We start from the raw sequence: 20,535 nt of genomic DNA, 5'->3' as shown, positions 1-20,535 counted from the left end.
CTTGCCGGTGTGCAGATGTTCACATCGGCCGACTCCATCTCGCCGGCGGACCTGGGAGCGGTCGCGGAAGAGCACGGTTTCGAGTCCCTGTTCTTCCCCGACCACACTCACGTTCCCCTCGGAAACGGTACGTCCGGCTACTCCGGGCACGACGTGCCGACGTACTACCGGACGGTGTTCGATCCCGTCGTGGCGATGTCGTGCGCTGCCCAAGCTACGAGCACCATCAAGGTCGGCACCGCGGTCTGTCTGGTGACGCAGCGTGATCCCATCATCTTGGCGAAACAGGTCGCCACAATAGATCAGCTGTCATCCGGTCGAGTGCTATTTGGAGTGGGTGCAGGGTGGAACGACGAGGAGATGCGCAATCACGGCGCAGATCCCGCCGGCAGGTTCCGCCTACTGCGCGAGCGAGTCGAAGCGATGACCGCCATCTGGTCGCAGGAGGAAGCGGCTTACCACGGCAAGCTCGTCGACTTCGATCCGCTGTGGTCGTGGCCCAAGCCCGTGCAGCGCCCCCGGCCTCCCGTGCTTGTCGGAGGTGGTGGTCCTGAGGTTCTGCGCCGGGTTGTCACCTTCGGGGACGGCTGGATGCCGTTCCGGGCCGGGACCGACCAGGTGGGCGACAACCTCTCCGGCCGGAGAGAAGACTTCGAAGATGTCCTCGAACACCGAATCCGCAAGCTGCGAATCCTCGCAGCAGAGGCCGGACGTGGCCCACTTCCGGTGACGTTGTTCAACGGCTGCCCCCACCGGGCGGCACTCGACAGGTACCGCGACATGGGTGTCGATCGGGTCGTATTCTGGCTTCCGACAGACGAATACGGGGAAACGGTCGAAACAGTGGAAGCGCTCGCCCGACTCGTGCAGTAGCCGAGCCCGGCGGCCCGTCCGAGTTCATTCCAGCGGGAAATGACAAGACACGAAGTGGCCCGCGGTCGTCTCGGTCAGGCGCGGCTCCTCTGCCGCACACTCCGCCCTCGCGCGAGGGCACCGGGTCCGGAACCGGCACCCCGACGGTGGTGCGATGACAGACGGAACCTCTCCCGCCGGTGGTGCGGACTGCCACTCCACCTCGGGGTCCGGGACGGGAAGCGCATCGAGCAACGTCCTCGTGTACGGGTGGCCTGGATTGTCGAACATCTCCGCGACCGGCCCGATCTCGCAAACCTTGCCCAGATACATGACCATCACCCGGTCGCTGATCACCCGGATGACGCTCAAGTCGTGCGACACGAAGAGCAAGGTCAGGCCGTACTGCGCCTTCAGGTCCTCGAGCAGATTGACGATCTGCGCCTGGACCGAAACGTCGAGCGCGGAGACCGGCTCGTCACAAATCACTATTTCCGGTTCCAATGCCAACGCACGTGCGATGCTGATGCGCTGACACTGCCCCCCGGAGAATTCGCTCGGTAGCCGATCCCCCACCGAGTCCACATCGAGGCCGACCGCCTCCATCGCTCGACGCACGCGCAGTTCGGCGTCCGGAACGTCCCAGATCGATAAGCCCTCGCGCACGATGTCGCGAACTTTTCGCCGTGGGTTCAGCGATGAGATCGGGTCTTGAAGCACTACCTGCAGTTTCCGGCGGACGGCCCTCATCTCGCGGTGCGACAGCTTCGTCAGGTCCCGGCCTTCGAATCGGATGGTGCCCTTCGATGGGCGGGTCAGCTGGAGTATCGCCCGCGCCGTAGTCGACTTGCCGCACCCCGATTCACCGACGATGCCTAGTGTCTCTCCCCGCCGGACATCGAAGCTGATGCCGGCGACAGCCCGCGTCGAGCCTGATCGTCCGCTGGGGAATTCCACTTCGAGGTCCTCGACCGACAGCACGATGTCGGTTCGGTGTTGGTGCGCCTCTACTGTCGCGGTCATGGTGTTCCTTCGCCCTGGTCGGTGAGGATGCTTGCGTTGGGGTTGTGGCATGCCAGCCGATGGGTGCCGTCGATCAGCTCGTATTTCGGCGTTCGCGCGCAGTCCACCAGAACGTGGTTACAGCGGGGCGCGAACCGACACCCGGAGGGAGGATGAAGCAGGTCCGGTGGTCGCCCCGCAATTGTGAACAGCCGTGAGTGTGGTGCTGCATCGATGCGAGGTGTCGAGCGGAACAACGCCGAGGTATAGCGGTGCCTCATGTGGCGGAACAGGACCCGCGTCGGAGCGGACTCGACGAGCTGACCCGCATACATCACAGAGACGTCATCGGTGTGTCGGGCGACTACGCCCAGGTCGTGGGTAATGAGGATCATCCCCATGTCACGGTCGCGTTGCAGCACGCTGAGCAGATCGAGGATCTGCCGTTGCACCGTGACGTCGAGGGCAGTGGTCGGCTCGTCCGCAATCAGAAGATCCGGCTCACACCCGATGGCGATGGCGATCATGACCCGTTGGCGCATCCCTCCCGACAGCTCGTGCGGATACTGATCGAGGCGCCGGCGGGGATCGGAGATGCCGACCTGGGCGAGCAGGTCCGCGGCGTTCTCCCATGCCGCTCGCTTGCTTCGGCCGAGGTGAAATCGCTGGGGGTCTGCGATCTGCGCCCCGATCTTCCGAACTGGGTTCAACGCCGTCATTGGATCTTGGAAGATCATGCTGATCTGGGGACCCCAGAGGTGTTGTTTCTCCTCAGCAGTCATGGTGCTGATGTCCTTGCCGCCGAAGTACACCGTCGCATCGGGCGTCACCGACGCGGTACTGGGGAGCAAGTTCATGATGGTTCGAACAAGAACCGATTTGCCCGATCCCGACTCGCCGACGATGCCGTGCGATTTGCCGCGCTCGACGGTGAACGACACCCCGTCGACCGCACGGAGGGGACCCTTCGGCGTGTCGAAGATTGTCGTCAGGTTGCGTACGTCCAGCAATGGTTTCAGCTGCATGTCACCCTCCACAGGTCCGGGGGAAGCTAAATCTTGCGTGCACGCGGATCCCACTTCCGCTGTGCCCAGTCACCTATCTGGTTCAACGACAGCACAGTCAGAAACAGGATCACGCCAGGCACGAAGACGAGGTGGGGGTACTTCGCGAGATCCGTTTGACCGGCCGCGATCATGTTTCCCCACGTTGGTTCGGGACGTTGGATGCTGAGGCCGAGGAAGCTGAGAGACGACTCCGCGACGATCAGCACCGCAACGACGACGAATGCGTAAGCGATCGTCGAGGCGAGCACATTGGGAACGAGCTCGCGGCCGAGGATCCGAGAACTCGTGGCGCCAAGCGCCTTGGCTGCCAGCACGAAATTCCTTTGGGAGTAGGTCATCGTGTTGGCGCGCGCAAGTCGGAAGAAGGTCGGAACGGCCAGCACACCCAGTGTGACAGTGACATTCCGGACGTTCGGTTGAACCACCGAGGACAACGCGAGGAGAAGGATCAACGGCGGAAAGGCCAACAGGGAATCGTTGAAGAAGTTCAGGATCGCGTCGATCTTCCCCCGGTAGTACCCGGCGAGCAACCCCAGGATGCCGCCGATCGTGATGCCCACCAGGACGGCACCAAAGCCAACGGTCAGTGAGGTCCGTGCCCCGAAGATCACGCCGCTGAGTATGTCGAGGCCTTGACGATCGGTGCCGAGTGGATGTGCCGAGAACGGGCTGGGGGACATGAGGATGGGTGCGTCGAGTGTCGACGACGGGTCGCGGCCCTCGGCGAGCGGCAGGAGATCGGCGGTGGCGGCAGCCACTATTTCGATGGCGAGCCAGCCCGCACTCAGCCAGAGACCGATTCGCCGGCCCCACCTCGTGCCGGGGTGTGATCGTCGGCGCTCCGGCAGTGGTGCGGGATCACTGCTTGATTCGGTGTCAGCGCTCGGTGCGCCGTGCACGGGTTCTTCGATGCGCTCAGAGACGGTCATGGCGGGTCCTCGGGTCCAGGTAGAGGTACGAGATATCGACGAGGGCGTTGACGAGGACATACAGCGCCGCGACGGTCAAGACTGCGGCCTGCAGCACCATGAATTCCTTTTTCGACACGCTCTCGACGATGAGCGTTCCCATTCCCGGCAGCCGGAAGATCGTCTCCACGATCACCGTGCCTCCGAGCAGCCTGCCGAAGCTGATGCCGGCTACGGTCACCAGCGAGAACGTGGACGGGCGCAGGGCTTCCTTGATGAGGATGTGGCGTCGCGGCATCCCCTGTGCACGAGCGGCGAGTACGAAATCGTCGTTCAGTGTGGTCACCATGTCGCTGCGGAGAACGCGTGTGAGCTGCGCGCTTTCGGCGAGCCCGAGGACGAGTACCGGAAGTGCGACCGTGCGCAGGTTCTCGGCGAGTCCGCCGTCGCCGATTCGTACGAACCCTTGACGGGGGAAGTCGGGAAGGAAGAAGACGAGGAGAATCCCGATCGCCAGAATCCCGATTGCCGCGAACGTCACGTGTCGGCGTTCCCGCGCGGTCTTCGTCGATCGGCTTCGTGCCGCCGCGAGAATCAGAATTGTGGCCGCCGTTGTGGCGATCGCGATGATCGAAGCAGTGACGGTCTCGGGCCTGAACACGACGAGATAGATCACGATCAGCGCCAGGAGGAAACTCGGAATCGAGATCAGCCCGAACGACATTGCGGATGTCAGTCGGTCGAAGGTTCGGCCGTAGCGGTATGCCGACCAGGTGCCGGCCGGAATGGCGATCGCCAACGCCAGACCGACCGACAGAACGGCGATCTCGAGTGTGACCGGTAGCCGGGCTGCAATCAGACTCGCGACGTCCTGGACGGGTGGTACGAGGGTACGGCCGAGGTCGCCGTGCAGAAGTCCGCCCACCCAGTCGAAGTACCGCACATACCAGGGACGGTCGAGACCGAGCGCCTCGCGTGCCGCTGCGTACTGTTCGGGGGTTCCTTCGGCTCCCACGACGGTGACGGCGGGATCGCCAGGCACCAGTTCGATCAGGAAGGCCGTGCTCGAGCTCACGAGGATCAGCACTGGAATGACCCTGCCGATCACAGCCACGATCCTGCGCGTCATTGTGTCTCCTCCCCAGTACCGCACTTACGCCCCCGCAACGAACGCCTTGTCATAACGCAGCACGCTTCCTCGGGTGAGGATCAGTCCACCCACCCGGGGTGAGTGAACGTTGTCCTCTTCGTAGGCGGCGAAGTTCGCGATGACCGGGGAGTCGTCGAGGATTTCCTGCATGCGCGAGACGATCTGCTGTTCCTGCTCGGGTGTCGTCGCCGTTCGCAAGGCCGCCAGGGCGTCATCCATTCGCGGGTCCGCGTACCCGTAATAGTTCGATTTGCTCTGACTGTTCAACTGGCGGTTCATCAGTGCCCACAGGCCTTCGTTCGTGTAGTTCGGACCCCAGATGACGAGGTCGTAATCGCGATCCGAGGCGACCTTGCCGACTACCTCGGCCAATGACTTGTCATTCTCGAGTTGGACGGTGAGACCGACGTTCTCGAGCAGCGCCTTGACCGCGATCGCCTCGTTGATCCGAATCGGGCTGTTGTCCGCCAGCAGGCGAATGGTTCCGTTCCAGCCGGACTGCTTCACCTCGCTGACGAGTTCCTTTGCCAGGTCGGGGTCATAGGTGGGTCCGGTCGCTCCGGAGTACAAACCGGGGGTGTCCTGGTGGATCAGCGCGGAGGTCGCGAGTGCGGTGCCGTTGAACACCCGCTTGTTCACCGCGTCGGGGTCGACCGCTGCGACAATCGCTTTCCGCAGCCTGACGTCTGCCGTCGGCCTACTCGCTGCCGAGTTCATCACGATTCCCTCACCGTAATTGAACAGCGTGGGCAGACTACCGAATCCTTCCTCTCGAGCTTCGGCAATCGCAGGGGGCTCCCGAAGCAATGCCACATCGAGCTCCCCGGTGCGAAGCGCGTCAAGGGTGCCTTCCGCACCCGGAATGCTGATGAAGCGCAGGGTCTGAATACATACGGGACCACCCCAGTAGTCCGGTTTAGCAGTCATGACAATTTCTTCGCCGGGTGCGTACTTCGCCAGCTCGTAGGGACCGACCCCTGCGCCTCGGGGGTTCAGTGCGAACTGCTCGGGGCCCAGCGCGTCGACGACACGTGGATTGGTGACCATCCCGACATCCGTTGCCAACACGTGCGGGAAGTTCGGGTACGCGCCGTCGAGGGTGAAGCGGATCGTTCGAGGATCGGGAACATCCATCGATGCAATGGTCAGCGCTTCACCACGCGAGACCTGGGTGTTGGCTGGTGACTGGTGTCGTTCGACATTCCGCTTGACGTCGTCGGCAACCAGCACGTCGCCGTTGCCATATCGAACTCCCTCACGAAGCGTCATCGTCCAAACGGTGAAATCCGCATTCGAAGTGAGTGATTCGGCGACCTGAGGTTCGTAGACCTGGGACTCGGTGTTGTAGGTCATCAGGGTGTCGAACAGCGCTTGGACCTCGGTCCCACCGCTTCCCGCTGCACCGGGTTGCCCGACCGGATCGAGACCGCGCGGTGTCAGAAGCGTTCCCTGCGTGACTGATCCACCGACCCGGTCGGCGGTGCAGGTGCCGCTGGCCACCGCCGTGCTGTCGCTACCGGCGCTACCGCATCCGGCGGCGAGCACCACGAGGACCGATGCCGACATGGCAGCCGACTTTCGCAGCCTCATATGGGTCTCCCTTTTCTTCAAGGCGGTCGAGGAACCGCGTTTCTCTGGCTCAGCCCAGCGACGCAGGACTCTTCTGACTACTTCTCGGTGGATCTCGCGAAGTCTCTGTACCTCGGCGAGGTCGGAGATAAGCGGATTGTGCGCCTACGGGGGCGTTGAATCGTCAGCTCGTGGGCAATGCGGGCGACGCCCTTCATCCCAAGCATGCGCTTGCTACGGTCATTGTTATGAGGTGCGTCACATATGTCAAGTAGAGCCGTGCGAGTCGATCCCGACGGCCGAGAGGCGTTCCGCGGTTACCACTCCCCGGCAATCTTCTTGACGGAGTCAAGTCAGCGGGGGCATACGGGTCGCGACTGAACTTTCCACGTCTTCGGGGAATCGAAATCAGCGAACCAAGCATGCGCTTGGTTTTGGTGCTAACGTATGTCGCACATCACAGCCGATGCGTGGCCTCGGCCTTGTCTGACGACTCGATCGGAGAGAAATGGACCTGAAACTCGGCCTCAAGGCATCTGCGGAGCAGTTCGGCCCCCGCGAACTTGTCGAAATCGGTGTCGCCGCGGAGGAGCACGGGTTCGACAGCGTTACCGTCTCCGATCATTTTCAGCCGTGGCGTCACACCGGTGGTCACGCACCCTTCTCGATCGCGTGGATGACTGCCGTCGGCGAGCGGACGAAGCGAGTGCAGCTTGGAACATCGGTGCTGACACCGACATTCAGGTACAACCCGGCGGTCATCGCGCAGGCCTTCGCCACGATGGGGTGCTTGTACCCCGACCGCATCATGCTCGGCGTGGGCTCGGGTGAGGCATTGAACGAGATCGCCACCGGGTTCGAGGGCGAGTGGCCCGAGTTCAAGGAACGCTTCGGCCGACTCCGCGAGTCGGTAGACCTGATGCGCGCACTGTGGAGTGGTGAGCGTGTGGACTTCGAGGGCTCTTACTACCGTGCGAGAGGAGCCTGCATCTACGACGTACCCAAGGGAGGCATCCCTGTCTACATTGCCGCCGGAGGCCCAGTCGTCGCACGGTATGCGGGCCGCGCAGGCGACGGCTTCATCTGCACCTCGGGTAAAGGGATGGATCTCTACACAGACAAGCTGCTTCCTGCGGTCAGAGAAGGCGCACAGAAGCTCGACCGCGATATCGCCGACATCGATCGCATGATCGAAATCAAGCTTTCCTACGACACCGACCCCGCGAGCGCACGAGAAAACACACGTTTCTGGGCGCCGCTCTCGCTCACCGCAGAGCAGAAGCACAGCATCGACTCCCCCATCGCAATGGAGGCTGCCGCCGATGCCCTTCCCATCGAACAGGTCACGAAGCGATGGATCGTCGCTTCCGACCCGGACGAAGCAGTCGACCAGATCCGCCAATATATCGACGCCGGCCTCAATCACCTCGTGTTCCACGCACCCGGACATGACCAGATGCGATTCCTCCATCTCTTCGAACGCGACCTCGCACCCCGCTTGCGTGCGCTCGCATAGAACGCGCAGGTTCCCTAGGAGATTTGTTGAGAACTCCCGCCCAAGCCCTGGAAACACTCGCGCTTCCCTTCCTGGATTACAGCAGCATCGAATATCGAACCGACCCGGCCGCAGTGCTACGACAGGCACACGCGCGATCGTGGCTCGCCAAGTCTGTCCGAGGCTACGAAGTTCTCTCGTATGAAGTGGCCTCCGAGCTCACCCTGGACAAGGAACATCTCGACGGCGCCGGGAGCCTCTATTACCAAGAGCAGGATGCATCGGACCTGGTCATCGGATACGCCACCGAGGGCATGCTTCCACTTATGCCTTGGATACGGCACGATCCCGTTCGACGTGTGCTCCAGTCAGCCTTTTCTGCGGCGCGAGTGAAAAAACTTCGTCCGGCCATGCGCCGATGTGCGGAACAGCTGCTCGACGCCCATGCAGGCCGTGGCGAGCTCGATTTGGTCTCCGACTTCAACGACGCCTACCCGATTGAGGTCGTCTGCCGCCTCCTCGGAGTTCCTGTCGCGGACATTCCACTCTTCACCGAGTGGGTAGTCAGCTTGTCGCGACTTTCGCACCATCCGATCGATCCGTTCAAGGACGAGATCGACTCCGCACTGCAGGGGTTGTACGGGTACTTCCGCGAATTGGTCGCCTATCGCCGCACAAATCCGACCGAAGACGTCGTGACCGCGATCATCGATGCGGAGGCACGGGGACATGATCCCGACGATCGGCTGTCGGAAGGCGAAATGTTCGGTGCGCTCGTCAACCTACTGTTCGCCGGACACGACACCACCAGGCTACAGCTCGGTTCCACCGTCGCCCTCCTCATGCAGAATCCCACTCAATGGCGAGCACTCACCGCAAACCCGAATCTGGCTACGGCGGCCGTCTACGAGGCAATGCGCCTACAACCCTCCCTGCACACCATCCTGAGAACGGTGACGAATGATCTCGTCATCGACGGCATCCACTTCTCCCCCGGAACGCCAATAGCGCTGAACATTTTCGCCGCGAACCGTGATCCCGCAACGTTCGACGAGCCCGATATCTTCGACATCAATCGACCGAATGCCGCACGCCACCTTTCGTTCGGACGAGGACATCGACTGTGCTTGGGCCATGGATTGGCGCGCGCCGAGATGACCGAAGCCCTGCAAGTTCTCGCAGCCCGGTTTCCCAACATCGAACTCGTCGAGGAGATCTCCTTGCCGGGTTCGCCGGCGGCGACCCAAGGGCCAGATCAGCTGCTGCTCAGACTGAACTAATCGATCTCAGAACTCGACCAAGCCAAGGCGGACGTCTCGCCCTCTCACGGCAGACTCGGCGAGGGCATGGTCCACGGTCGTCGCACGAGAGCCGACCGACACGGTCGCGTCGTTCCGACTGACCACGTGATCAACAGCGGCGGGCCACCCGTCACAGGCTCTCATACGAAAGTCTCGCTATGGCCACCAACCACGTGCGGCCACAACGAGACTTCGTCACACTTCGATTGATCGGCACTCCGGTACATTCAGTCAAACATCACTGGCACCGATCACCTCGGTTCGTCAACCGATGCTGAAGGGCTGCCCCCACAGGGTCAAGGTGTTCTTTACCTGCGCGGTTTCGACCTCGACCTTGACGTAGGAGCGCGCCTGGGCGTACCCCGCGCAACCGTTCACGCCCAGAGTGGAGTCCGACCACGTCACCGAACCCGAGTTTCCTTGGAAGTAGTGTGCGCCCCAGTGGATTTCCGAACCGTATGCATCGGGCATCTCGATGTCGAGAATAGCGACGTTCTGCGCCTGGCCGGGCCCGAGGGTGATCGCGCCGTTGGCGCTGCCCGCCAATGGACCGGAGACCAGGTTGCCCGTTCCGTTGTCAACGGACAGGGCGGTTCCGGCGTTACCGCCGGCACCGGCACCGAAGTCGACCTGGCAGGCAAGGATGTATCCAGGATAGATGTAGGACGTCTTCGCCGGCTGACCGTCGAGCGTCACCGATGCCTTGCCCGAGACCCATACATTGCGATGCAACGGAGTCGATCCCAGCGATGGCGAGATGTTTGCGCTCTCGTCGGTCAAGTTCACGGTCACCACCGTTCCGTCAGCGAGGGTCTGGGTGAGGCTGCCGCCGGGGAGCGGCACAAACGTGTCTGCGTTGGCCGCACCGACGGAGAAGAAGCCCACCGTCGCTGCAACAGCAGCCCCGACGGCACCCAGACGGACACCATTCTTAGAGTTGATGATCATTGTTCTCTCTCAAGGGTAGAGTTCGCATTCGCGAGAAGGTGATGGGGAAACCGCGAAACCGGACGAGTCAGCCGATGCTGAAAGGTGCACCGTACATAACGGTCTTCGAATAGTCGTTGCCCACGATCTCGACGACGGTGTATGCACGCGCCTGCGCGAAGCCACCACACTTCTGGACCTGCAGCTCCGCGTTCTGGTACTGCACCGCGTACACGCCGTCCTTGGGTATATCCTTCGCCGTCACCGGCACGTATTTGATTTCCCCCGAGTTCAGCGGAACCGTCAGCCCCAGACTGGGGCTGATCGAACTCGAGTCCGCCGAGAACGACGGTGATGCCGAAAGTCCGGTGACGTCGACCTGACATCCGACGATGTACCCGGTCGAGACCCGCGAGACACCGTGCGTGGTCGACGCATTCGTGCCGTTGTTAATGCCTGCGGTGCTACTTGGGGCGCCATTTGCGACTGGAACGTCGGTGACCTCAGGGATTCCCCGGACATCGACCGTCACTGTGCCCGACACCCACGCCACACGGCCGGCGCCATTGGCAGCCAACGACTGTGAGACCAAAGCGCTCTCACCTGTCCTCGTCACCGTGGCGTTCGGCCCTTCCTTCGACCCGTCCGGCAACGGGATGAAAGTATCCGCGCTGGCCACGCCGGTAGCCAGTAGCCCAACCGCGACGGCCAGAGCGGCTCCCAGGCCCGCGATTCGGAGACCGTGACGTTGGTTGGACTTCTCTTCGATGGTCATTTCTTCGTACTCCTTCTTCGGGGATGCAGCTACAGTCCGGATGCCGACGAACCCGCCGCGATGGTCGTTACCCAACGGAGTAGACCCGGTTGAACGCCACTCACGCCGCGGGCCCAGCAATTCGTCGGTGTTCTCAACCCGGCGTGGCAGGTAGCGCTTACCGGGACACGCAGAACCGCCCCGGTAGGCAAGGAACAGAGACGCACAGGCATTCAGCGGGCTCTGTTCGAGTGATCGAATCAGCACCTCGGGACCTCGTCCTTAGTCGTAATGGATTTCTGAGCCCCTTCTCAACCGCGGCGGGCGGTGTGCTTCTCGGACGTGCCGAATGACGTCGACACGGCTCGCATACGAGGAACTGAGCCAACGGTGCTCCGGCGTCTCCACGACATGCGGTTGTGCTGCCGGTCACAAACCGTAAACTAGACAGCAAGTCTTGGCAAGAGTCGCTGAATCTACTTAAAAGACTAACAGTCAACTCAGGGTTGGATTCGGCTTGCTCGCAAGACTGCTCACCGCACCACTGCGTGCGCACCGCCGTCAGAACTCGACGGGTGGCCACATGAAAGCACCGGTTCACGGCAGCAATGGATCAGTTGACACAATCGACTGTTCCAGATATCTTTTGCCACCGTGGCGATACATAAATGCCGCGGACACCCGCAAAGACCGGCAGGATGCGCACGCGTTCCGGTTAACCCGCCCCGGCATCTTCGCGGGCGGATTTGGACCGCCGCAACCGCACTTGGATCCGTCGAGTCGGTATACGGTGACGTCGCCGCAGGTGAGGCAGACGAAGTCGCTGCACAGGAACGCACCGGCGAACACCATCAGCCACAAGCCTGCGGTGCAGATCCGATGGTCGGTCGCCGTTGCAGGCGTAGTCGCGACGGATCCCCTACAGCGTGGATGCCACCAGGGCTTGACCAAATGGGTTGGTTCGGCGGTGCGGAGCTAGTGCCCGATCACCGAAACCCACCGGTACAGACAGCCCGACGAGTACGACCTCTCACGTGCCCCAGTGAGCGTTTCGGCGGCGGTGCGGTCCATCAGGATGCAGACGCCGCTGCCCCCGGGGATCGTTGCCACGGACACCGGTCAGGAAGACCGCAGTGGACGTGACCCGACCCGGGACGCGGTGGAGCAAGCGCGCACCGTCCAACTTGGACCAAGTCCAACACCTGCCCATTGGGCCGAAAACCTATACCCATAACCCGAAACTAGGTCTGGAAGTTTGCGCCTCGGCTCAGGATTACAACCGAACGTCCTGAGCGCCAGGCTTCTCCCACAAAATTGACTGTGTTCTCCGTCACACAACCTAGGTGCGCCGTGTGTCGCCGAAGAATATCGCGACGCCGAACACAGATCGTTCGGGGAGTTCCCGACTCGGCCGTTGGTTGTCGGCGACAACGGCACGCAAGCATGCTCGACGCGAATACCCGGTTGCGCAAATAGGCTACGGGCGCTATGGGACACGATGCAGCACAGAACAAACCGCTGGTGATACCGGATCTCGATCAATCAGTCGAGCCGAATCCCGCCGGCACGACTGGCGCGGCGCTGGCACGCCGACTTCGGCAGTACTGTCTCTATCGCAGGCTTGCGCCGATCGGGACTCAGCCCCAACCGATTCGTGCATTCCGCAGGAACCATCGAAATCGCAGTTACTGGTCGGTAATTCGGACGCGGGCGGAATGAGCCACACTCCCCGGACTTCCCCGATCGGCATCGCGGAGCCGCAAGAGGAAAGTCGACCACGTCAGATCTCGAGCCTGCGGACAGTCTCCAGGCACGAAAAGGGGTATGCCTACCGGTCGTTCTACCGTCGTCAGATCGACACCCGGCGAGGAGTGTGGGAGTTCGACAACCCACAAACCCTGCAAGCCGAGGCCTCAATGCACGATCAGTTCCACCGCGCCCTACTCGTCGCACGCGACTTCTTCATCTGTCGCCGCTGCGATCAGTGCCACACCATGCTCACCGGCGACGCGTCCACGTGCTCGTCGTGCCGCAGCGCCGAGTTGAGCCGGATGGGCACCGACTTCACTCCTTCGCGGTCGCGACCATCACGCTCGACGAGCGAACCGTAAGGCCGACGCTCCTCTCACACAGGCTGACCGAGGCAAGATTCGCCTCCACAATCACCGGATGATTGCGGACGAGCCGTCCGCTGTTCGTGCGTGCCGTTCTTCCGAACAATGCCCGACCTGACTGCCTTGTGGAAGACCGCGCCGTACGGCGATCGGCAGACAAGGTCCTGTTGATTTCAGCCCCCGACAGTCCAGCCGTGGCGACATCGTCCGGTCAGGTCCAGCTCGGCCACCAACACGAGCGGGCTTACAGATCCACTATTTTCGCGAAAGAAGAGAGAATTCAAGTGAGCAGGCTTTTCGGGGTTCTTGCGTGTCTCGCGGTCGCCCTCGGTGCATTCCTCGTCGAGGCGCCGGCGGCATCAGCCACCGGTGTCGTGTCCAACGGCATCGCATGGACCGATGATCTGAACCCGGTGCCGCACCCGCCCGGCATCATCGACTTCTGCACGATGGGCGTTGTGGGTACCGACTCGCTCGGCGACAAGATCGGCATCTCCGCCGCCCACTGCGTCGACGGCACACCCGACGGTGCGCCCGTCTACCGCTACGCACCGACCGGGCCGCGGGAACAGATCGGGAACATCGCGTACCGCAGTCCCGGCGGCGGGGCGGGCGTCGACTGGGTCGTCATCCGCCTCAACGCTGACGCGGTGCTCACATCGAATGGTCCCAGTGCCCGAGTCGACGGAATCGGTGCCTCCAGCCCAGTCGGTCCCCTGTGTAAGGACGGGGCCGGGACCGGCGTCCATTGCGGGTCGATCACCTCGCAGAACTTGACACGCTTCTACAGCAACGCCCAATCGGGCGGCGGCGACTCCGGTGGTCCCGTACTTCAGAACAACACCGAGATCGTGGGCATGGTCCGCGGATTCGACACCTCACTGTTCGCGTTCGAGTACATCAAGTTCGCCGCTGTCCTCGACGGAATCAACGCGCAGGCCAACCCGGTCGGTAAGGGGTTCGTCGTCACCAACAGCTAACGGCACTACCAAATCTGCTGCACAATCAGCCACAGCCACTCTCGGACAGGTTGGGGAAACGGGCTGTAATACAGCCACCAATTATCCATTGTCCGTCCTTCCGCGTGGCGCCCCCGGCGGTCCGTCGATCATACGCCCGACATCCCGACCGCGTCCCGCTTCGGACCCACCCGACCGGAAGTGAAACCACACGTGGCATGCGTCGAGAAGTACAGCAGCGGCGCCTGTTTGGTGCGGGCAGTTGCGGGACACCGCCGGCGCCATGACGACTCGTCCGCCCTCGAGCTCCTTGGCGATGAACGGGCGCCGCCGCAAGTCCACTATCGGGTCACAGGATGTGGCGGCGTCGTCCTCACTCGGGCACACAGATCAGCTGCAGCCCATGCTGTCGGCGGCAATGCGCCGACGGTCGCATGGGGAGCGAGTCGCTGATTTACCGGTCGGCATTCTCGCGGCGCTATCGAGGGGCACATGCCGATCACCTCCCACGCGAGGCAGGAACGAATCGCAATCCATGCCGGGCCTCCGCCAACCACGGAGTGGACCCGCCCGTACGACGGTGCCGACGTACGGACGGGCCATCCCCCGACTCGCACCAGGAAAGGTGCGGTCTATGGGTGCAGCACCGAACCCTCGAAAGGGGGCGCATGTTGCCTGTCTGCGCGGGGTGTGCTGCCTGTATGCCTACGAGTGAAGTTGTGGGTCGGACGCTGTCTCCGGCGACCTCCTTCGCGGGGTCCGTAGGGCACTGGTGCCGTGTTTCTGTTTGATCACAATCATGCGGTGACCTGCGGGGTTACACACGGGTCGTTCGGCCCATCGGGGTACCTGTTTCTGCCGAACGTTTCCGCTGGGCCTCCGCTCTCGGCGAGGTAGGCGATTGCGCCGAGACCGTTGGCGAGGTCGACTCCGGCGTACCCGACCGCCAGGTTCATCGAGTCCACCGGCACGCCCGTGTGGGCACCCACGCGGGGCACCGCACCGAACCGGAAGTGCCATCGTGGAAAGCGCCTCAGGTCAGGGCAGCGAGTTCAGGCGATGGCCAGGCCCCATCCGGGACCGCCAGCGACAGCAGCGCCTCCGGATCACCGACCGGCGGATAGATCGCAACGGTGTTGATCGACTTCTTCACCACCGCCCCTTCCTCACCGGTCATCTGCACCTGCCGATCCCACCCTGAGGAGAACACGGCACCGGCCGGTCCGAGAGCCAAGCAGGTGACATAGGAGACGGGAGTGAACGGGACAAGCTCTCGGCCGAGCAGATCGGCGACTGCGTTGTACCCGACGAATTTCCCTTGCGGCAACGCGTGCTGGCAACTCTGCATCACGATGTGATGGGGGTCGGCGTATGCGGCGGCGGTGTCGCCCGCGGCGAACACGTCCGCGAGACCGGCCACCCTCAGATGCGCATCGACGGTGAGACGGCCGAGGCGATCACGTTCGCCGGGGATGTGCGCCGTCAACGGGCTGGCCTCCATGCCCGCCGTCCAGATCACCGTATGCGAGTCGATCCGGGTACCGTCGGCGAGCCACACACCGTCCGGATCCACCGAAGCCACCTCGACGCCAAGACGAACTTCGATCCCGAGGTCATCAAGCGCCTCGACAATCGCAGGCCGCGGCCCCTCGCCCAGCCCGGATCCGACAACCTCATTGCGGTCGACCAGGATCACCCGCACCGGCCCGCCCCCGGCGATCTCACGGAGTCGGTCGGTGAGTTCGGTGGCGATCTCGAGCCCAGTGAACCCCGCCCCGACCACCACCACCGTGTAGCGGCCCTCCGAGTCCGGTCGGGCGGGCAGGCTACGCAGGTGCCCGTCGAGATAGGCGGCCGCACCCAGAGTGTCGATGTCGAAGAGATGCTCGGCACCCACGACGGCGGGGGTGACGAGTTGACTGCCCGTGGCCAGGATCAGTCGGTCATAGCTCAGCGACGTGGCCCGACCAGTACGGGCGACACCGTGAACTTGATTGCCGGCGGTATCGATGGAGGTGATCGTTGCCGCGACCCGCTCGACTCCGATCGGCCCCAGCAACCCGTCGAGGGAGCAGCGTTTGCTCTCCGGGTCCCGCTCGTACAGGCGGGGCCGGATGACGTGATCGTCGCCGGCATCGACCAGGGTGATCGTCAGGTCCTCGCGCGGTACCCCGGCATCGCGCCGCAATCGGGCGGCGCTGGCCGCCGCCCAGACCCCCGCAAACCCTCCACCAATAATCAGGACATTTGACATCTAGATTCTCCTCATGGATGAACCGCCCGGATTGGACGGTTTCGTCGGAAGCTATGGACCTTGCTTTGATCAGGTGCGGTCGTATGCCTGGCGCATCCGTTCGGCGATTCCCGGCGCATGCCGTTCAGCCTCGACGCGGACGTCATCGACACTCTGAGCGGCCAACTCCCGCCGCCACGCCAGATCCGCCTTCCGCATCGCCATCGATACCGCACACGGCATCGACAACTGACTGGCAGGCATGTTCGCGCCGACGCCCTGGGCGCGGATCTCGGTGCACCGAAACGCCTCCTCGGCACCCTCGATGGCGGTGACGACATCGAGAACACTGATGTGCTTCGCCGACCGGGTCAATACGAACCCACCCGCGGCACCGGGAACGGATGACAAGATTCCCGCTCGCACGAGCGCCTGCAACTGCTTGTTCAGATACGGCGCCGGCAGATCGTAACTGCGTGCGAGCGCAGCCGTCGACACCGGACAGTCGTCGTCCACCCACGCCAACGACAGCACGACGTGCATTGCCCATTCGACACCGCGGGACATCTTCATAACCTAGATATTAGTTGTCTAGATTGTCCGCCGTCAATGCGTCGCTCCCAGAGGAGCGCGAACTTGGATAGTCAACCCGCTGCAGCGGATCTGGCGTGACTCCAACGTCGCAGCACGACACGCGGTCGTCATTCCCGCCGTCAACTACGAAATCTACGGCAAAGCACTACTCGGCCGCGATGATCAGATCACCCCGCTGATCTGACACCTCACCACACACATGAACCGTCACCACCAAATCCATTAACCCGGGAGGTCCAAACGAGCCTCCCTCCGAAGCAGCTCGGCGTCGGTCGCCGCTCTCGACGAAAACCGAGCCCGGGGATGACTTTGAAGAGACCGGAAATCGCGATCGTATCGTCCACATCCCCCGATCGGAGGGCACTGGATTCATCCCACCCTCGGGCCTGTCGGTGGACAGACGACAACGCGCAGTCGCGACATAGTTGGTGCACACCAGGGAATCGAAACCCGAAGCCCCACGGTCCCCCGACGTTCCCGAAGTGTCAGAACTCAGGAGAAACCACCATGCGCACCAACGCCCGCGACCGCGTCGCTCTCTTCATCGCACTCTCCGCCACCGCCGTGGCCGTCACCGGCTTCGCCATCGGAGCCGCCGGTGTTGCCACCGCAGGTCCGCACGAGAACCCATCGCAGCTTCAGAGTGATCTGCTTTACGGAAAATAGCGGCATCACCCACGGCTCTGGGGCGCTCAGACCGGCTCGACAGTCACCGACGCGTACACGCCATTGATGGTCAACGCGGCGCGGAGCCGCCGAATGTCGCCGTGATCCGCTGTCGGATCGTCGAATAGTCCAGGTCGGTGATGAACCGATGCCTCGGGCCCTCCACTGTGTTGCGCCCCCAGAGACTTGCCCGACCGTCGTCGCCGCGGTGCACGCGGCCGGTCAATTCGACAGCGGACCGGACCACGGCCGGGTCGAGGAGGACGCCGGCCGCGACGGAGTCGTGACAGGTATAGATCGGGGTGTCGGCCTGGTAGGTGGTCGTGCAGTACAGGTGGTAGTCGGCGGTGATGTCGCGGACGAACGCGGCGACCCCGAAATGCGCAGCCTGGGCGTCGAGCTCGGCCCACGGCATGTGCAGACGACCGGTCACGTTCATCCCGACCCAGGTAACCGGCCCCGGGGCTGCCGCGACCGCAGCGGTGGCGACTGGGTCATGGTTGGTGTTCGTGTCTCCCTTCACGAGAAAGAGAGGCTGCACCGCGGTTTCGGTGGCCTGTCGGGCGACGGGTCCCATTCCGCCCATGATGGTCACCGTCCGGTAGCGGGTCAGCACCAGTGGATCTTGCGCGACAGCGGCAGCGACATTGGACAGCGGTCCCAGGCACAGCAGGTCCACCTGTCCGGGTTGTTCACGAGCGATTCGCAGGATCTGTTCGACGGCCGACTCCGTTGCCGGCGAGACCCCGTCCGGTGGCCGCAAGCCTCGATCACCCAGACCGTCGGCGCCGTGGGGTGACGGGGTAGCCGGCGCCGGCCCGGGTCGTGGCCGACCGACGCAGACGGGGATGCCGACGCGGCCGGCGACCGCGAGTACGACAGCGCGTTGGATGCGGCCTGCCGTTCCGTGCAATTGCCGAAGACACTGCCGACTCCGGTCAACTCCGTCTCCGGTGCGGCCAGGACCGTCAACAGAGCGAGTGCATCGTCGACGCCGGTGTCCGTGTCGACTAGTACGCGGCGAACGTCCGACATCGCAACCTTCCCGATTGTTCAGTAACTGCCATGTCGTGCCCGGCTTACCGATGCTGCCATTCTCGTGTGCGGGCACGCTGACACGAAGCGCTGATGTTGTCGACTTCTTCGTCAGCTGCCTTTGACGACGGTTTCCGTGTCATCTAACGCTGGACGCGCGCTCGCCACACGCTGCCAGAATCGCCAGCCCGAACTCGATCGAATAGTCGCAGTCAAATCTTCAACGCGGAAGCATCAGCCATCTCGATCGAGATCGTGGGGGCGACTGCCGTCGATAGTCGGTGCTGACGCCATCGATGTCGTTTGCTCCTCCTGACCGGTGTTCTGGCCACGCACTTCCAAGGATCGATTCGTCCAACGAAGAAGTACGACTGGCGAGCCAAGGCTGCGATCTGATAACGATGGCGCCACTGCTCACACTCACGTTTCCCTACGCCTACCTGGGCCGGAAGAGTTGACGGTTGGCGCCTGGGCAATAGATCAAACAGTCTGCGCCTCTTCGGGACTTGGTTTCACGCGGTCGTCTTTTCGCCCCTGGCGTGAAATCGGCGTTCGGACCATCCGAGAGCATGACAGCCAGTACAAACTCGCCGCGAACGCCACCGTAATTATCGGTGCAAGCTGGGCAAGTTCGGCGTACGTGGTTTGTACGGTCGCGGCGATGCCGATCGCGGATGCAAGTAGCCAAGCCATGGCGCCTGCTCCGGCCACGTTCCTGGCTGACGCAGCACGGTCACGGCGGTGCATTGCAATGTGCACGAGAGCTATCGCCACCCAGGCGGTGACCAATACACCCTGCCATGCAAGGGCTTTCAGCAAGTAACTGAGGACATCGGTGAGCATGAACAGATAGGCCAGTATCCCCGCGACGAGGACCCACACCGCTCTGGGCGAGGTTATTCTCAAGGTTCGATCGGCGAGTACTTGGAGGTTACTCGAAGCGAGATAGTAGTTGGCGGTATTGATGCGGGTCTGTGAAATGAGAATCAGAACTACGCCGGCAACACCGAGGGAGTTGATGATGGCCTGGACGACTCCGCTTTCACTGCCTGCAATTCCCCAGCACTCGAGGATGTAGATGCCAATCAGTCCGTTCACGCCGAAGGTGAAGAGGTAGAAGACCCAACCGAAGGTCACCGTGCCGTGAAACGCCGAGTCTCGGGGTTTGGCGAGGCGCGCATAGTCGAAGGTGTACATCATCATGACCCAGACACCCATGTAGATCAGGTATGAGGTCAGCCAACCCGGCAGGGGCCCAGTTGTCGGTACGGAGTCGAGCCACTGGTGCGGGTAACCCTGCTTGACGGTTGCGGCGGCGATGACCCCGACCAGTCCAATGACGTAGAAAGGCAACAGGATGCCGTTGATCTTGTCGAGCCAGGTCGCAACTCCGCCGAGGACGAGTGGAATCATGTAGATGACGCAGACCAGGTACCAGATACGAAGATCGCCGCCGAAATAGTCCTGCAGTGCCACTGCAACGATGGATCCTTCGAAGACGCCGTAATACAAGGCGGTTGCCGCAAACACCAGCGGCGCAAGGATGGATCCAATGGGCCCAAACATTCTGCGGGAGAAGGACTCCACAGATAGTCCGGTTCGGGCCGCATACCGGGAGAGAATTCGGTTGACGATTCCGTAGGTGGCGATCGTCAGCGTCATTCCGATCAGGGTGTTCGGTACTCCAACTGCGTCGGAGGATGCGGATGCGATGTAGAGCCAGAACATCGCGCTGAACATGGCCCACCATGCCATGGTCAACGACCAGCGGGGCGCGCGCTGAGATTCGGGGACTTCGGTCTCGGTGGGGGTGGACTTGTTGCCGGTGGTCGGGGCGGTAATGTCGTGTTCGGACATGGTGGTGCTCTCTCTGTGAGAACGAGTGGTCAGGCGGTGAAGCAATGGTGTA

Annotated in this window: 16 protein-coding genes and 1 pseudogene; 5 read left to right on the top strand and 12 right to left on the bottom strand. The window is 62.7% G+C overall.

Features of this window, described 5'->3' with window-relative positions; all coding sequences use genetic code 11:
* Positions 1–15: 15 nt before the first annotated feature.
* On the top strand, positions 16–873 hold the full coding sequence (locus ACFTWF_RS37110; RefSeq protein WP_378466065.1) for an LLM class F420-dependent oxidoreductase: 858 nt from the start codon (positions 16–18) through the stop codon (positions 871–873).
* A 24-nt stretch (positions 874–897) separates the two neighbouring features.
* On the opposite strand, the gene ACFTWF_RS37105 is transcribed toward ACFTWF_RS37110, so the two are convergent.
* The 5 genes from ACFTWF_RS37105 to ACFTWF_RS37085 all read right to left on the bottom strand — a co-directional run bounded on the left by ACFTWF_RS37105 (position 898) and on the right by ACFTWF_RS37085 (position 6,569).
* Positions 898–1,875 carry an ABC transporter ATP-binding protein gene (locus tag ACFTWF_RS37105; protein ID WP_378466064.1) on the bottom strand — a complete coding sequence of 326 codons (978 nt, stop codon included), beginning with the start codon at positions 1,873–1,875 and terminating at the stop codon, positions 898–900.
* Complete coding sequence (locus ACFTWF_RS37100) at positions 1,872–2,891, bottom strand: ABC transporter ATP-binding protein (RefSeq protein ID WP_378466063.1); 1,020 nt, start codon at positions 2,889–2,891, stop codon at positions 1,872–1,874. Before ACFTWF_RS37100 ends, ACFTWF_RS37105 begins: the two co-directional genes overlap by 4 nt.
* Before the next feature lie 14 nt (positions 2,892–2,905).
* Complete coding sequence (locus ACFTWF_RS37095; RefSeq protein ID WP_378466062.1) at positions 2,906–3,601, bottom strand: ABC transporter permease; 696 nt, start codon at positions 3,599–3,601, stop codon at positions 2,906–2,908.
* Positions 3,602–3,836: 235 nt separating this feature from the next.
* Entirely contained in the window at positions 3,837–4,958 is a 1,122-nt protein-coding gene (locus tag ACFTWF_RS37090) for an ABC transporter permease (RefSeq protein ID WP_378466061.1), read from the bottom strand.
* A 24-nt stretch (positions 4,959–4,982) separates the two neighbouring features.
* Positions 4,983–6,569: an ABC transporter substrate-binding protein gene (locus ACFTWF_RS37085; RefSeq protein WP_378466060.1), complete on the bottom strand. Its 1,587-nt coding sequence runs from the start codon at positions 6,567–6,569 to the stop codon at positions 4,983–4,985.
* 487 nt (positions 6,570–7,056) lie between these two features.
* Between ACFTWF_RS37085 and fgd the strand changes: the two genes are divergently transcribed.
* Both fgd and ACFTWF_RS37075 read left to right on the top strand, forming a co-directional pair.
* Positions 7,057–8,064, top strand: coding sequence for a glucose-6-phosphate dehydrogenase (coenzyme-F420) (gene fgd / locus ACFTWF_RS37080; protein ID WP_378466059.1), 1,008 nt, complete (start codon positions 7,057–7,059; stop codon positions 8,062–8,064).
* A gap of 26 nt (positions 8,065–8,090) precedes the next feature.
* Positions 8,091–9,323 carry a cytochrome P450 gene (locus tag ACFTWF_RS37075; RefSeq protein ID WP_378466058.1) on the top strand — a complete coding sequence of 411 codons (1,233 nt, stop codon included), beginning with the start codon at positions 8,091–8,093 and terminating at the stop codon, positions 9,321–9,323.
* Between the two features lie 285 nt (positions 9,324–9,608).
* Here the strand turns inward: ACFTWF_RS37075 and ACFTWF_RS37070 are convergent, their stop codons facing one another.
* Positions 9,609–10,292, bottom strand: coding sequence for an MspA family porin (locus ACFTWF_RS37070; RefSeq protein ID WP_378466057.1), 684 nt, complete (start codon positions 10,290–10,292; stop codon positions 9,609–9,611).
* A 67-nt stretch (positions 10,293–10,359) separates the two neighbouring features.
* Positions 10,360–11,046 (bottom strand): MspA family porin, encoded by a 687-nt coding sequence (locus tag ACFTWF_RS37065; RefSeq protein ID WP_378466056.1) that lies wholly within the window; start codon positions 11,044–11,046, stop codon positions 10,360–10,362.
* A gap of 2,377 nt (positions 11,047–13,423) precedes the next feature.
* Between ACFTWF_RS37065 and ACFTWF_RS37060 the strand changes: the two genes are divergently transcribed.
* Positions 13,424–14,119: a hypothetical protein gene (locus ACFTWF_RS37060; RefSeq protein WP_378466055.1), complete on the top strand. Its 696-nt coding sequence runs from the start codon at positions 13,424–13,426 to the stop codon at positions 14,117–14,119.
* 776 nt (positions 14,120–14,895) lie between these two features.
* Here ACFTWF_RS37060 and ACFTWF_RS37055 read toward each other — a convergent pair.
* The 3 genes from ACFTWF_RS37055 to ACFTWF_RS37045 form a co-directional block, all read right to left on the bottom strand.
* The gene (locus ACFTWF_RS37055; RefSeq protein ID WP_378466054.1) at positions 14,896–15,087 is read right to left on the bottom strand and encodes a hypothetical protein; all 192 of its coding nucleotides are present in this window, start codon (positions 15,085–15,087) and stop codon (positions 14,896–14,898) included.
* A 44-nt stretch (positions 15,088–15,131) separates the two neighbouring features.
* Positions 15,132–16,352, bottom strand: coding sequence for an NAD(P)/FAD-dependent oxidoreductase (locus ACFTWF_RS37050; protein ID WP_378466053.1), 1,221 nt, complete (start codon positions 16,350–16,352; stop codon positions 15,132–15,134).
* A 69-nt stretch (positions 16,353–16,421) separates the two neighbouring features.
* A complete protein-coding gene (locus ACFTWF_RS37045) occupies positions 16,422–16,898 on the bottom strand; it encodes an RrF2 family transcriptional regulator (RefSeq protein WP_378466052.1) in 477 nt (158 codons plus the stop codon).
* A gap of 534 nt (positions 16,899–17,432) precedes the next feature.
* Between ACFTWF_RS37045 and ACFTWF_RS37040 the strand changes: the two genes are divergently transcribed.
* Complete coding sequence (locus ACFTWF_RS37040) at positions 17,433–17,591, top strand: hypothetical protein (protein WP_378466051.1); 159 nt, start codon at positions 17,433–17,435, stop codon at positions 17,589–17,591.
* A 70-nt stretch (positions 17,592–17,661) separates the two neighbouring features.
* Here the strand turns inward: ACFTWF_RS37040 and ACFTWF_RS37035 are convergent.
* Both ACFTWF_RS37035 and ACFTWF_RS37030 read right to left on the bottom strand, forming a co-directional pair.
* A pseudogene (locus ACFTWF_RS37035) lies at positions 17,662–18,626 on the bottom strand (nucleoside hydrolase).
* Between the two features lie 480 nt (positions 18,627–19,106).
* Positions 19,107–20,483, bottom strand: a complete 1,377-nt coding sequence (locus ACFTWF_RS37030; RefSeq protein WP_378466050.1) for a purine-cytosine permease family protein — start codon at positions 20,481–20,483, stop codon at positions 19,107–19,109.
* Positions 20,484–20,535: the final 52 nt, after the last annotated feature.

This window comes from Rhodococcus sp. NPDC056960 (assembly GCF_042674125.1).
Taxonomy (GTDB): Bacteria; Actinomycetota; Actinomycetes; order Mycobacteriales; family Mycobacteriaceae; genus Rhodococcus_F.
This window is presented reverse-complemented; position numbering and strand designations above follow the sequence as displayed.